Source organism: Staphylococcus sp. NAM3COL9, from assembly GCF_001431205.1.
Lineage (GTDB): Bacteria > Bacillota > Bacilli > Staphylococcales > Staphylococcaceae > Staphylococcus.
On record NZ_LGPC01000015.1, the window covers coordinates 34767 to 48729 of the forward strand.

The 13963-nt window shown below is 31.1% G+C and carries 17 protein-coding genes; 14 read left to right on the plus strand and 3 right to left on the minus strand.

Annotated elements, in window-relative coordinates:
* A partial coding sequence (locus ACA31_RS13295; RefSeq protein ID WP_253721385.1) for an SdrH family protein occupies positions 1 to 1185 on the plus strand: 1185 nt, incomplete at its 5' end.
* Positions 1186 to 1286: 101 nt separating this feature from the next.
* Here ACA31_RS13295 and mroQ read toward each other — a convergent pair.
* Positions 1287 to 2030, minus strand: a complete 744-nt coding sequence (gene mroQ / locus ACA31_RS09250) for an intramembrane glutamic endopeptidase MroQ (RefSeq protein ID WP_057513046.1) — start codon at positions 2028 to 2030, stop codon at positions 1287 to 1289.
* A gap of 177 nt (positions 2031 to 2207) precedes the next feature.
* Here mroQ and groES point away from each other — a divergent pair, with 177 nt between their 5' ends.
* The 3 genes from groES (at position 2208) to ACA31_RS09265 (ending at position 5107) form a co-directional block, all read left to right on the plus strand.
* A complete protein-coding gene (groES, locus tag ACA31_RS09255) occupies positions 2208 to 2495 on the plus strand; it encodes a co-chaperone GroES (protein WP_057513047.1) in 288 nt (95 codons plus the stop codon).
* Positions 2496 to 2552: 57 nt separating this feature from the next.
* Complete coding sequence (gene groL, locus ACA31_RS09260; RefSeq protein WP_046466286.1) at positions 2553 to 4175, plus strand: chaperonin GroEL; 1623 nt, start codon at positions 2553 to 2555, stop codon at positions 4173 to 4175.
* A 464-nt stretch (positions 4176 to 4639) separates the two neighbouring features.
* On the plus strand, positions 4640 to 5107 hold the full coding sequence (locus tag ACA31_RS09265) for a bacillithiol transferase BstA (protein WP_057513048.1): 468 nt from the start codon (positions 4640 to 4642) through the stop codon (positions 5105 to 5107).
* Positions 5108 to 5165: 58 nt separating this feature from the next.
* Here the strand turns inward: ACA31_RS09265 and ACA31_RS09270 are convergent, their stop codons facing one another.
* Complete coding sequence (locus tag ACA31_RS09270) at positions 5166 to 6455, minus strand: aminotransferase class I/II-fold pyridoxal phosphate-dependent enzyme (RefSeq protein WP_057513049.1); 1290 nt, start codon at positions 6453 to 6455, stop codon at positions 5166 to 5168.
* Positions 6456 to 6658: 203 nt separating this feature from the next.
* Between ACA31_RS09270 and ACA31_RS13515 the strand changes: the two genes are divergently transcribed.
* From ACA31_RS13515 to pmtD, 7 genes are all read left to right on the plus strand, one after another.
* Positions 6659 to 6754 (plus strand): Trp-rich small protein, encoded by a 96-nt coding sequence (locus tag ACA31_RS13515; protein ID WP_253721387.1) that lies wholly within the window; start codon positions 6659 to 6661, stop codon positions 6752 to 6754.
* Between the two features lie 229 nt (positions 6755 to 6983).
* The gene (locus ACA31_RS09275) at positions 6984 to 7169 is read left to right on the plus strand and encodes an SE1626 family protein (RefSeq protein WP_057513050.1); all 186 of its coding nucleotides are present in this window, start codon (positions 6984 to 6986) and stop codon (positions 7167 to 7169) included.
* A 164-nt stretch (positions 7170 to 7333) separates the two neighbouring features.
* Positions 7334 to 7714, plus strand: coding sequence for a PSM export ABC transporter transcriptional regulator PmtR (gene pmtR, locus ACA31_RS09280; protein ID WP_057513051.1), 381 nt, complete (start codon positions 7334 to 7336; stop codon positions 7712 to 7714).
* Positions 7711 to 8595: a phenol-soluble modulin export ABC transporter ATP-binding protein PmtA gene (gene pmtA, locus ACA31_RS09285; protein ID WP_057513052.1), complete on the plus strand. Its 885-nt coding sequence runs from the start codon at positions 7711 to 7713 to the stop codon at positions 8593 to 8595. The genes pmtR and pmtA overlap by 4 nt, the downstream gene beginning before the upstream one ends.
* A gap of 16 nt (positions 8596 to 8611) precedes the next feature.
* Positions 8612 to 9274, plus strand: a complete 663-nt coding sequence (gene pmtB / locus ACA31_RS09290) for a phenol-soluble modulin export ABC transporter permease subunit PmtB (protein ID WP_057513053.1) — start codon at positions 8612 to 8614, stop codon at positions 9272 to 9274.
* Positions 9275 to 9294: 20 nt separating this feature from the next.
* The gene (gene pmtC / locus ACA31_RS09295; RefSeq protein ID WP_057513054.1) at positions 9295 to 10167 is read left to right on the plus strand and encodes a phenol-soluble modulin export ABC transporter ATP-binding protein PmtC; all 873 of its coding nucleotides are present in this window, start codon (positions 9295 to 9297) and stop codon (positions 10165 to 10167) included.
* The gene (gene pmtD / locus ACA31_RS09300) at positions 10167 to 10895 is read left to right on the plus strand and encodes a phenol-soluble modulin export ABC transporter permease subunit PmtD (RefSeq protein WP_057513055.1); all 729 of its coding nucleotides are present in this window, start codon (positions 10167 to 10169) and stop codon (positions 10893 to 10895) included. The genes pmtC and pmtD overlap by 1 nt, the downstream gene beginning before the upstream one ends.
* A 79-nt stretch (positions 10896 to 10974) precedes the next feature.
* On the opposite strand, the gene ACA31_RS09305 is transcribed toward pmtD, so the two are convergent.
* Positions 10975 to 11535: a thioredoxin family protein gene (locus ACA31_RS09305; protein WP_057513056.1), complete on the minus strand. Its 561-nt coding sequence runs from the start codon at positions 11533 to 11535 to the stop codon at positions 10975 to 10977.
* Positions 11536 to 11738: 203 nt separating this feature from the next.
* Here ACA31_RS09305 and ACA31_RS09310 point away from each other — a divergent pair, with 203 nt between their 5' ends.
* From ACA31_RS09310 to ACA31_RS09320, 3 genes are all read left to right on the plus strand, one after another.
* Positions 11739 to 12191 carry a hypothetical protein gene (locus ACA31_RS09310; RefSeq protein ID WP_253721386.1) on the plus strand — a complete coding sequence of 151 codons (453 nt, stop codon included), beginning with the start codon at positions 11739 to 11741 and terminating at the stop codon, positions 12189 to 12191.
* Between the two features lie 79 nt (positions 12192 to 12270).
* Entirely contained in the window at positions 12271 to 12846 is a 576-nt protein-coding gene (locus ACA31_RS09315) for an HAAS signaling domain-containing protein (protein ID WP_082587066.1), read from the plus strand.
* Positions 12843 to 13694: a DUF4097 family beta strand repeat-containing protein gene (locus ACA31_RS09320; protein ID WP_057513058.1), complete on the plus strand. Its 852-nt coding sequence runs from the start codon at positions 12843 to 12845 to the stop codon at positions 13692 to 13694. Before ACA31_RS09315 ends, ACA31_RS09320 begins: the two co-directional genes overlap by 4 nt.
* Positions 13695 to 13963: the final 269 nt, after the last annotated feature.

The window sequence follows — 13963 nt, forward strand, 5'->3', positions numbered from 1 at the left end:
CCGAATAACCCACAAGGTGGCGGAGGTAACTCAGAAGAAAAACCTAAACCAGAACAACCAAGTGAAGACGGAGACGATAATCCAACGAAACCATCAAATCCGAATAACCCACAAGGTGGCGGAGGTAACTCAGAAGAAAAACCTAAACCAGAACAACCAAGTGAAGACGGAGACGATAATCCAACGAAACCATCAAATCCGAATAACCCACAAGGTGGCGGAGGTAACTCAGAAGAAAAACCTAAACCAGAACAACCAAGTGAAGACGGAGACGATAATTCAACAGAACCGTCAAACCCTGATAAAACGCAAAATGGTGAAGGAAGTTCAACAGAAAAACCTAAACCAGAGCAACCGAGTGAAGGACGAGAAGATAACGCAACGGAATCTCCAAAGCCTAATAAATCACCGAATCCTAACATACCTTCTGAATCTATCCAACAAAATCAGGGCAGTAAAAGTAATTCAGCAGATAATTCAGTGAATCATTCAAACTCGGTCAGTTCTAAAAATGAACACACATCTTCAAACTTAAGTAATGGTAGGAATCAAAATACAAACAAGCAATATGCACAAGCTAATGAAAATATTGCAGGGGATAACAGTAATGATACGACTTATGGAGATTTGACGACGGAGAAAAAAAGTCAAAGTTCAAATCGAGGTGACAGCAAATTAGTTAATAGATTTAATCAAATGTCTACAGGTTCTTTTAAATACAATCCTTTTATTTTGAACCAAGTTAAACAGCTTAATAATAATGTAGATAGTGTATCTGATAAAGATATTTCTTCTATTATAAGACGTCAAAGTTTTGCAGATAATTCATTTTTAAATGAGTTACAAAAGGGAACAAATTATTTTAAATTTCAATATTTCAACCCATTAAAATCAAGAAATTACTATAAAAATTTAGATAAGCAAGTTTTGGCATTAATTACTGGCGAAATAGGTTCTATGCCTGACTTAAAAACACCAGAAAACAAAAGTGACACATCTGGAAAATACGAATATCATTCAAGTAGTGATGAAGAAATGACGCATACAAACAACAAGAAATCAAAAGACACAATTGATATTAAATTCGAACGGACATTATTTGCTTTAATCACTGCAATAACGATGATTTTTATAGGTATAGTTGTAGGTTATTTTGTTTATCGCAGAAACAAAAAAGAAAATTAATAGTTTTTGACATTTAACTTGTCATAGACAAATAAAAAATGGAAGGACTCATGTAATAAACATTGAGTTCTTCCATTTATTTTATATAACTTAAAATTTAATTAAAACATAAAGTTAAATATAAACGATGCAGATTCTTGTAGTTCTTTCATTTTTTCAGGACCAAAGTAAATTTGCACAATGGCGACAAAGCCATTTTGCATCATGTGTACAAGGATAGGAACCCATATACGTTTTGTATATACATACAATGCTGAGAAAATAAAGCCCATACCGAAATAGATGATAAAGAATGATGGATCTCCATGTGCTGCACTAAAAATGATGGAGCTTACAATTCCAGCAATGAGAAATTTAAAAGTTTTATTGCCTTTCAATAGATTGTATAACTCACCAAATATCACTTTTCTAAATAAGAATTCTTCTAGAATTGGACCTACAATTGAAATTAATATGATGAATGTCGGGATTTCTTGTGCTATTTTCATCAATCTTTCCGTATTAGAGCTAGATTGAGGTGCGCCGAATACATGCATATTTATCATTCCTGCAACAACTTGATAAATCATAACAATCATATAACCTACGATTGCCCAAAGGATAACATATCTTTTCTTTTCCTTAGGCTGTAGCTCTAGTTGTGTAGGATTGGTAATGAAAAAGTTTATTAGTATGATGAGTAAAGTAGCTATAATAAACAAAATCACTTGTGTATAAATATTAGCAAAGAGTATTTCCTTGCCACTTAAATTGTTAAATAAGCCTGCCATTTGTAGAAGAATCGGACCAAACTGTGCAAGGCCATATATAACTAATGTCAAAATGGACACCCATAAACGAGACATAATAAACCTCCAAAAATTAGAATATACTCTATTTTATCGTAAAATTGCTGTTCACACAAAATTTAGTATAATAGTTTTAACTTGAAATATTGACCAACTTTGATTATTATAGAAAGTGTATTAGCACTCACAATGTTTAAGTGCTAAAAATTTTAGTATTTTAAGGAGGAACAATCAATGTTAAAGCCATTAGGTAACCGAGTAATTATTCAAAAAACAGAACAAGAGCAAACAACTAAAAGCGGTATCGTTTTAACTGATAGCGCTAAAGAGAAATCAAATGAAGGTACGATAATTGCAGTAGGTGCAGGACGTATTTTAAAAGATGGTTCTCGAGTTGCTCCTGAAGTGAATGAAGGCGACAATGTTGTTTTCCAACAATTTGCTGGAACTGAAGTTAAGCGTGGGGACGACACATACTTAATCGTTAACGAAGACGATATATTAGCAGTAATAGAAGAATAATCAAAATTAAAACTAAAAAATATACAAATAATACGAACATCATGGAGGTAAAGTAATATGGCGAAAGATTTAAAATTTTCTGAAGACGCACGTCAATCTATGTTGAGAGGTGTAGATAAATTAGCTAACGCCGTGAAAGTTACAATTGGACCAAAAGGGCGTAATGTTGTATTAGATAAAGAATATACATCACCACTAATCACAAATGACGGTGTTACGATTGCAAAAGAAATTGAATTAGAAGATCCATATGAAAATATGGGGGCGAAATTAGTACAAGAAGTTGCCAACAAAACAAATGAAATCGCAGGTGACGGAACAACTACAGCTACAGTATTAGCTCAAGCAATGATACAAGAAGGCTTGAAAAACGTAACAAGTGGCGCAAATCCTGTAGGTTTACGTCAAGGTATCGATAAAGCTGTAGACGTAGCTATTGACGCATTACAAGAAATTTCTCAAAACGTAGATAATAAAAATGAAATTGCGCAAGTTGGATCAATTTCTGCAGCTGATGAAGAAATTGGTAAATATATTTCAGAAGCAATGGAAAAAGTAGGTAACGATGGTGTAATTACAATTGAAGAATCAAGTGGTTTTAATACTGAACTTGAAGTCGTTGAAGGTATGCAATTTGATCGTGGTTACCAATCTCCATATATGGTAACTGATTCAGATAAAATGGTTGCAGAACTTGAAAAACCATATATTTTAATTACAGATAAAAAGATTTCATCTTTCCAAGATATTCTGCCGTTATTAGAACAAGTTGTTCAATCTAACAGACCTATCCTAATCGTAGCAGATGATGTAGAGGGTGATGCATTAACAAACATCGTATTAAACCGTATGCGCGGTACATTCACTGCAGTGGCAGTTAAAGCACCTGGATTCGGTGATCGTCGTAAAGCGATGTTAGAAGATTTAGCTATCTTAACAGGCGCACAAGTGATTACTGATGACTTAGGCTTGGATTTAAAAGATGCAACAATTGATATGTTAGGTACTTCAAGCAAAGCAGAAATCACTAAAGATAATACAACAGTGGTTGATGGTAATGGAGACCAAAATAATATCGATGCACGTGTAAGCCAAATCAAATCTCAAATTGAAGAAACGGATTCTGAATTTGATAAAGAGAAATTACAAGAACGCTTAGCTAAATTAGCTGGAGGCGTAGCTGTAATTAAAGTTGGTGCTGCAAGTGAAACAGAATTAAAAGAACGTAAATTACGTATTGAAGATGCTTTAAACTCTACGAGAGCTGCTGTTGAAGAAGGTATTGTAGCCGGTGGCGGTACAGCATTTATGAATATTTACGATAAAGTTTCTAAAATTGAAGCTGAAGGCGATATTGCAACAGGAATCAATATTGTGTTAAAAGCATTAGAATCTCCAGTTCGTCAAATTGCAGAAAACGCTGGTTTAGAAGGTTCGATTATTGTTGAAAGACTTAAAAATGCTGATGTAGGTATTGGTTTTAATGCCGCTACAAATGAATGGGTGAATATGCTGGATGCTGGTATCGTTGATCCAACCAAAGTTACACGTTCAGCTTTACAACATGCAGCAAGTGTAGCAGCAATGTTCTTAACAACTGAAGCGGTTGTTGCGCATATTCCTGAAGAAAGCAGTAATGATGCTCAAGCAGGTATGGGCGGCATGCCTGGTATGATGTAATAGATTATAAACTTTTAAAATAAAGTTTATAAAAAAAGAGTATTTTAGTAATACTTATAAGACGTCTTTTATTAAGTTATTAAACTTAGTGGAAGGCGTCTTTTTTATGAAGGGTTTAAGCATAAACCTGTAGCAACTTTTGGCAATATTAAATCTGATGTTGTGAAATATTGTGAGCTTGAATATCCTCAAAAAAATTTTTGAGCTTGTGTCCTACGTTCAAAATGGGATGATTAAAAATACACTGTACTTTAGTAAGGTTTAATCATTAAATACTAAAATAAAACAGTTGAATTTGAAAGTGACTTATAGCATTATTTAACATGTATAATGAAAAAATTATTGATATAAACGTATTAAGTGAGTAAAAATAACTTATTGAGGGTAGAGAAAGTAAGCATAAATATTATTTGCTACTTATAATTATTATTTATGTGAAGTTTTTTAAGAAAGGGAGATTAACTATGACAAAAAAATCAGTGTACGATGTGATTGATACAGGTATTAATTATTTAATATCAGACTATGACAAATGGAACATTGAAAGTATATTAGATAATGAAAGTGAACTCTTCCCTAATACGTTACATTGGCAATATGGTCACGTGTTAACTATTTTTGAATCTGCATTATCTTTATGTGAACAAAATGAAGTAGACATCCAAAAATATACACGCTTATTTGGCTATGGTTCTCATCCAGCTAATTGGGGCGACGAAGATATCCCAAGTGTGGATGAAATTATCAAAAATTTAAAAACGTTACCTGAACGTGCAAAAAAATTAACTGACCAACAATTAGAAGTTGAATTAACCGAAACGATTGCTGGTTGTAGTACGTTAGATGAATTGTTAGTTTTAAATGCAATTCATGTACCACTACATGCCGGTAAAATTGAAGAAATGGCACGTGTATTGAAACAGCAACGTTAATATAAAAAAAGGATGAAATCACATGTATACAGCGATTTCATCCTTTTTTTTATTTGATTTAGTTTTTTAGATCTTCAATTGCTTTAGCGATAGAATCAAATACATGTGGAATGTCATCTTTTTCTACACAGCTGAAAGCAATACGAATGTCTGTTGTATTAAGGGCAATGATGCCAATAGAGTATTTATTAATTAAGTGTTGACGTAACTCTTCAGGGTCAATGTCTTTAACTTGTAACGCCATAAAATAGCCTGAGTTAAAATCATAAGCTTGCCAATATGATGCATATTTCTCATCATATACAACAGATTTTGTTACTTCATATCTAGCTTGTAACGTGTCGATATTATGTTGAATTTCTTTATCAAAAGTTTCGTGATTTTCGAGCACGTATTTAACTGCGCTTTGCGAAGGTAATGGGCCACTTGAAATGTTACTTCGAATTAATCCTTTGATTTTAGCTTCTAAAACTTGTTTTGTTGTATCGTTTCCAACACCAAAACTGATGAAACCTACACGTAAGCCCCATGCAAAGAATTCCTTTGTGGCGCCATCTAAACGAATTGGTAATAAGTTGTCTAAATGTAAATTCGTTAATGCAGTGAATAATGACTGTGTATAAACATCTTCATAAAAGAGTCCATAGTATGCATCGTCAACTAAAGCAATGACGTTTGTACCACGTTCTGCTAATGATTTTATTGCAGCAACAATAGTATGAACTTCATCTTTTGTTGGTGTATAACCAGTTGGGTTATTTGGATAATTTAATATTAAGATGACTTTGTCTTTATTATAATTTTCTAGAGTATTAACTAAATTTTCTGTTGTAAAATGTCCTGCTTCGTCAAAAATATCATAGGTTTCAATTTCAGCACTATGTCTTGTACTATAAACGAGTTTATAGTTGCCCCAATTATGCGTTGGAAGTAAGAGTGTATCACCACTATCGACGAACATGTCACCGACCAATGATAAGCCGTGTGTTAAAGCATTAGTAAGGATTGGTCTTGTCATGTCTTTTGCATCTAAATCTGGATTTTCTTTTAATGTTTTTTGTTGCCATAAATCACGAAGAGATTCTAAACCTTGTGGTGGAGCATAAGGGAAGATTTCATCTGGCTCTAAATGATCGAAGACGTCATTTAAAGTATTTGCGTACATCTTGCTATCTTTATATGTTGCCATTCCTATCGTGGCATTATATTGTGTGGATTTTGCTTCCGCGGATTGGGATAATATACCTTTCGGGTAATATATTAATTTTCCTAGGTCGGAAAGCATGTCTGCAACTTCTGGATTTGATTTAGATAATTGTTCGTTTAAATCTAAAGCTAAAGGATTCATAGTTGGTCAACCTCTCTTTACTTTTTCAATGATAACCTTATATTATCTCGAAATAGCATAAAATTAAAGTCTTGTGACTGTTTTAGACAGAAAATTTCAAAATTTAGTTATTTATACGAACATACGTTCCGTTTTATGTTAGAATACGGATAGGCCATCAAAAAAATCCTACATGGCACTTTTTCTGTGGGAGGTGTAGTATGATAGCGTGGTGGCAAGAAATGATTACAACTTTATTAACAGGTAGCTTACTTGTTGTATTCCGTGTTTGGTTAGAGCGTAAATGGAAGGACAAATAGGTGGCCTTGCACAAAAAACCCCAAGTCTGATGACGCAGACTTGGGGTTGTGTAGTATAATCCGTGGATACAATTACAATTTTATCATCATAGGTAATAGACTGCAAACAATATATTTAAATGTGAATCATAAAAGTAGTTACATAATTAGCAAGAATTTTTCTGAAATGAATTGCTTTTAGAAATTAACGCTAAAGTTTGATACAATGATATTGTTTGAGGTGAAGAGAGTGAAACATTTAACTAAAATATTTGTCATAATGGCAATGATATTACTCGTTGTAGGCTATTATTTACAGGCTATAGGTCATGAAGATTCTGGTGTTAAATTATTAATTGCTGCAATTATGTTTATGGTTTGCGCTTTTATTGATCGTAATAATAAGCGTAAGAAAAAAGATAAACAGAATAAATAACATTGTTGAACATGCTATAAGAGAGATGAAGCGATATGCAAAATCTTACTTATAGCTTTTTTTATGTTAATGGTTACTTATATGGGTGTTTGAATAAATTTATACTTTACAACTGTACATACATTGTGTATAGTGTATATACACAGTTGTGAGGGAGGACGTCCATGAAAATACTTTTGAAAAATAGTGGTGAACAGCCAATCTATGAACAGATTAAGCAACAAATCAAAGAAAATATTTTGAAAGGATACGTTGCTCCTGGTGAACACTTACCTTCGATGAGAGAATTAGCACATGATTTGAGCGTTAGCGTTATAACAACAAAACGCGCATATGAAGATTTAGAAAAAGATGGTTTTGTATTTACTATTAGAGGTAAGGGTACATATGTGAAAGAGCAAGATAGTTCAATTTTAAAAGAAAAACAGTTCATGGTGATTGAAACACTTGCTAAATCAATAAGCAAAGAAGCTAAAACCATAGGCATGCCACTTTCAGAATTACAAGAAATTTTAGTGATGATTTTTGAGGAGGACGATGAATGAACGCAATCGAATTAAATGCTGTAGATTATCAGTATAAAAAATTCAAGTTAAATGATATTAGTTTTCGTGTTCCTCAAGGATTTATAACTGGATTTATTGGTGCGAATGGTGTTGGTAAAACAACCATTATTAGAATGATTATGGATTTAATTCAGCCTGATGGTGGCGATGTGTTAATCTTTAATCAAAAAATGAAAGAACACCCTGAAGCTATAAAAAATAAAATTGGTTTCGTTTATTCCGAGCTGTATCTCAATGATAAATGGAATATTCAAAAAATTGAACAGTATGTTTCGCCATTTTATAGTACATGGGATCATCAAATATTTACATATTATCTTGAAAAATTTGATTTACCTGATAAGCAGAAAATCAAAACATTCTCAACTGGTATGAAGATGAAGTTGTCTATTGCTATTGCTTTTAGTCATCATGCTGAATTATTTATCTTAGATGAGCCAACATCAGGGTTAGATCCGATCGTTCGAAACGAAGTTTTGGATGTAATTCAAAAAGAACTCATTGATGAAAAGAAAACAGTATTTATTTCCACGCATATCATTTCTGATTTGGAAAAAATCGCTGATTATTTAGTGTATATAAAAGATAGTGAAATTGTACTGAATCAATTTTTAGATGATATTTTAAATAGATTCAAAGTAGTTAAAGGTGATATGCAACAATTAGACGAAGAATTGATTCAATTAACATATTATATAGAAGAAAACCGAACAGGATATATCGCGCTTACAGAGTATGCTCATATATTTCATGAAATTTTAGGAAACAAGGTTGCAATAACTAAGCCAACGATTGAAGAATTAATGGTTTACCTTGAAAAAGGAACCCAGAAGACTGAACAAAAAAATTATGAAACTTAACAACTGGGGGCATTAGATGAAAAATTTACTTATTAGAAATTTAAAATTACGTAAGTGGACAATCGTAATATATGCAATCTTATTATTGTTTTCTCCACTGCAATTAATCACAATACCTAATAGTATTTTAACTAATGCGTTATATTCTGCAGTTGCGATGATATTACTTTTTGTTTCTATATTAGATTCTGGACATGTTTTTCGTTTTAATAGTAAGCTTGGGCACAGAATGGCTTATGACTTTTTTGGAAGTTTACCAGTTTCTAAAAGGTCATTATTGAATGCTAATTATTTAACAGTTATTATTTTTACATTACTTGGGGCAGCAGTCTTATCTTTATATACTATGCCGAATTCTAATATATCAACAAGTAACATTAATTTTAACATTTCAATGCCATTCTCATACATTGCAGTAAATTTCTTTGCAGTACCTATAGCTTTCAAAAAATATACAGAACAAAAAGCTGATTACATTTCTTATTTAATTTATTTACTCACGATGGTTATTTTAATACCTGTTATAATTGTGCTACTTGTAGTTGGAATATGTACATTATTTAATTATAGTCTGGGTATATTAAATTATTTTGAAACTATTTTTAATTATGGGTTTTTAACTTTAAGTATTTTTTGCTTTGTAGCTAGCTATATGATTCAATATAAAAAAATAATTTAATAATAAAAGGAGGCGCATTTATGCAATTAAAAGATATAACAAAAACATATGGTAGTAACAATGTTTTAGACCACATCAATTTTGATTTTGGACAAAGCCAAATCGTAGGTTTAATTGGTAAAAATGGTGTCGGTAAAACAACATTAATGAAAGTCATGAACGAAAATATTATCAAATACAAAGGGGAGGTAAAGATAGATAGTAAAGACAATATCGGTTACCTTATTGAACATCCTAAGTTGTATGATAATAAATCAGGTTTATATAATTTGAAATTATTTGCCAATGTATTAGGTAATGGGTTTGATAAAAAATATGCAAACCAAATTATTGATGCTTTTGGTATGAGACCTTATGCGAAGAAAAAAGTTAAAAAGTATTCAATGGGAATGAAACAAAAGTTAGCCATTGCTGTTTCATTAATGAACAAACCCAAGTACCTCATTTTAGATGAACCAACAAATGGTATGGACCCTGACGGTTCAATTGATGTATTGAAAACAATTCAATCACTTGTGCAAGAACTGGATATGAAAATTTTGATTTCTAGTCATAAACTTGAGGATATTGAATTAATTTGCGATAGAGCGGTATTTTTACGTGATGGTAAATTTGTTCAAGATGTTGATATGAAAGAAGGAACACCAACAGATTCTACAGTTTTAATCGTAGAACAAAATAATTTCAATAGTGCTTTAGAATATTTAAATGAAAATTTTGATGTAATTCAATCTAAGAGAGAAAATGGAGAAATCATTATTAAAGCACAATTAAGTTATCAAAAAGTGCTTAAAGGTTTATCAGATATCGATATTTTCCCTAAATTTATTGAAACACGTAAGAGTTCTTTACGTGATACTTACTTCAATATTAATCAGAAAGGTGGCCAATAATGAATAGTTTACAACTCGTAAAATATGATATTTATAGCATTATTAGAAGTCCATTAACATATTTAGCATTACTTTTAACAATACTTCCACTAATTGGATTTACAGTTTTATTTGTTCAGCAAACTGATAAAATAGACGGCAATATGTTGCTTTCTATAGGTAGTTGGTTCTTTTCTATTATGGGCTTACTATTTGTAATTAAGACAATCACACGTGATATTTCACAAGGTACCATTCAATTATATATGAATAAAACATCAAGTCGTGTAGGTTATGTTATTGCAAAAGTGATTTCAATTATACTGATTGCAATAATTATTACGGCAATACTTGTTGGATTTGTATTAATCGTACAACAAATTGTTGACGGTAAAAATATAAACGTTGATAAAATATTTGAGTTACTTTGGTTCTTCATTCTATTCCATTTATTCTTTGGATTATTATTATATTTATTTTCTTTAATTGTACCAAAAACAGCATTGATCTTTACTTTAGGTATATTCTTAATATTACTTGTTCCTTTTGCCGAACCATTTATACCTATGATTCCTAAATTTGGTGACAATATTCAAGATGCCTTGAAATATATTCCATTTAGTTACTTAACTTCAAAAACGACAGCTGGTGATTACACTTTCTCTAATTGGCAGTGGTTTATTACTTCAGCCTCGATTGTAGTTCTATTCGTAGTTAATATATTCTATGTATCTAAAAAAGATATTTAAAATAAAGATAACCGAAGATTGAGTCAAAAAAAAGACGTATGAATTAACGGTTACAACACCTTAATTCATACGTCTTTTATTAATTTATAATTAGCTTATCTAGAATTGAATCATAAACATATTTCCACATTTGTGAGTCTGTTTTAAAACGATTAGAAATGATTGCATATGATTCAGTCGATTTATCTTCAAATGTAGGATCATCTTTTGCAGGAAGTTTGGAACGTGTTTCCTCTACAAAATGTTGAACTTGTCTTGCGCGAGGTCCCCAAACTGTTTGCTGTTCAAAATCATCATTTAAAAATACAAATATAGGTATAGATCTCGCAGTACCATTTGTTAAGTATTGATCGATTAAGTCAGTGTTTTCATCACGATGAAAGACACGAGCTTCTATATTTAATGTTTCACTAATATGTTTAAGAATAGGGAGGTTCATCATAGCATCTCCACACCAGTCTTCAGTGATAACTAAGACTTTACTATAGTTTGATGCTTTAATTTTTTCAAGACGACTATCATCCTCTGGTGTTGAGAATGAATTATATATTGATAGTAAATTCTCTTTGTTTTCAGTCATAGCTTCAATATATTGATCAAGCGGTTGACTGTTTTTGAAATAAGTTTCTAAACTTGTCATAATAGTTCCCCCTTTAATTGATTAGATATTATTATATCAATATTTTAATATGAAGGAAAATTATTAATACATATAAAAGTAATATGTTTTAAGTTTTCTTCAAGGATGAAAGTAACAAATACCTATGCTATATTTAATAAGTGAAGTAGGGTGTGGTAACAACATTGAAAATGCATAGACTACTTAAGGGCCTTATATTCTGTATGTTTATAACAATGCCTTTAGGGACATTGTTACTGGTTAACTATACAAAGCAAGCAAACACGACCGATTTATCAAAACTATCTATTAATCGTGTCAAAATAGGGTCTGAAATTAATATTTATGAATATGTTGAAAAAGACGAAGTCATTTTAAAAAGATATCGTCTTTATTCCAAAAGAGAGCATCCTAATTTAATTTTCAAAGTGAGTAAAAAGGATCCACAACTTAAAGGTATAGCCTTAACTAACGATATTACAGTGCAAACTAATTTTAATGGAACTATCAATAATAATATTGAAAAAGTTACACAGACACTAGGGACACGTTATAAACAAAAAAAGTTGCGCAAAGGCTTTAATACTATAATGTATAAAGATAAGAAAAATCAAATAAAGTTATTTATCATTTATAAACATGATAAAATAAAGAAAATTGAAATATACAAGAAATAAAAAAATTAAAAGTGACATTCCTATAGGGCATGTCATTTTTGATTTTACATATACGTTTTACTTCGAATCTTAAGTTTGAATGGCGGTAGATATTTTGGATAAAATCACGTTTTTAAATGAATTAGAGCAAGAATTAGATAAATTAACAAGAAGTGAACGCGATAAAGTGATGTATGAATATGAGGAATATTTTTTTGATCAAGAAAGTGAAGGGAGAAATGAGTATCAAATCATTGGAGCTCTTGAATCTCCTAAAAAGATAGGAAAAGAACTTATGGCTAGAAATGCGATTGTATCTGCGGAGTTTCGCCCCAATATAAATACGATAGTGAGAGCAATTATGGCATCTCTGGGTGTGGGGATATTATCATTAATTATTATTTTGATCCCTATGATATTTGTTGGCATTTTCATGTTTGTACTATTACTCGTTGCATTATTTTTCTCTCTTAGTCCGCTGTTATTGATTATCAACGGTATAATTAATAATAATTTTAGTTTTGCTTTAAGTAACTATTTATTTGCCATTTCTTATACAGGATTAGGTCTTTTATTATTTGTCATTATTGCAAAATTCGCTCAATTTGTTTATCGAGTGATTTTAAAATACTTACGTTGGAATATTAAAACAATTAAAGGAAGTGCAGTCGAATGAAGAAGTTATTTTTAAGCGGCTTAACATTATTTATCGTGTGCTTTCTTTTAGCTTGTGTCACTTGGTTTGGATTTGAAAAACAAAACAACCAACTCAATTCTGTTGAAAAAGAAGTTAATGATAAAAATATAGAAAATTTAAACTTAGATAGTCAAAATAGTAAGGTTCAAGTTAAGCAAGGTGACAAATTTTCAGTGACCTATAAAGGGAAAAAGAATATTAATATTACGAATGAAAATAAGACATTAAATGTTCATGAGACTGATAATACAGAAGATCATTATGGACTGAATTTTAATCCGTTCAGACAGTTTGACGATGAGATGGTAGTGACTGTGCCAGATAAAAAACTAAATCATTTAAATGTATCTAGTGAGACGAATGTTATAAATATTGATAGTATCAATGCAAAAGATTCACATATTTCAATGAAGGCTACTGGTGCAGCACGTGTATTTTTAAGGAATGTAGCATTAGACAAAATGTATTATAGAGGTGTGAACTCACCCATTGATATTAAGCACAGTCAAATTACTAATGCGAATATTAAAACGAAACAGGCGAGTATAACGAGCAAAAAATCATTAATTGAAAAGTCAGTATTGTTAGCTGACCACGGCAAAATTGATTTGAGTCAAATGGATATTGCATCATACTTTAGAGCTTCTACGCAATATGGTGATATTTTTATGTCATATGATGATGATCCTCAGGATACGTTGCTAAAATTGAATCCATCTGATGGGACTTCTGAAGTAATCAATAATAATTTTGAAAATAATAAAGTAGGATCAGGAAAACATATTTTAGAGTTCTATACAAATCATGGTGATATTTATATAAATTAAATTTATGTTGTCATGAATAGAGAAAGCCAAAAAGTACATGTAATTAAGTACTTTCTGGCTTTAGAGCGTCGACAAAGTCTCTGACGTTGTTGACATTTTTTTGTATGTTTTCCTTGGGTACAGTTTCAGCTTGTAGTCTTCGGCTAGTGCTTTATTAACTAGTCAGAAGGACAACTATTTTCAAAACAAAAATAGTATAGTCAATCATTCACAATTATTCATTGATTGCATTCATATAAGAATTAAACAATGAAATTAATGAACAAAGA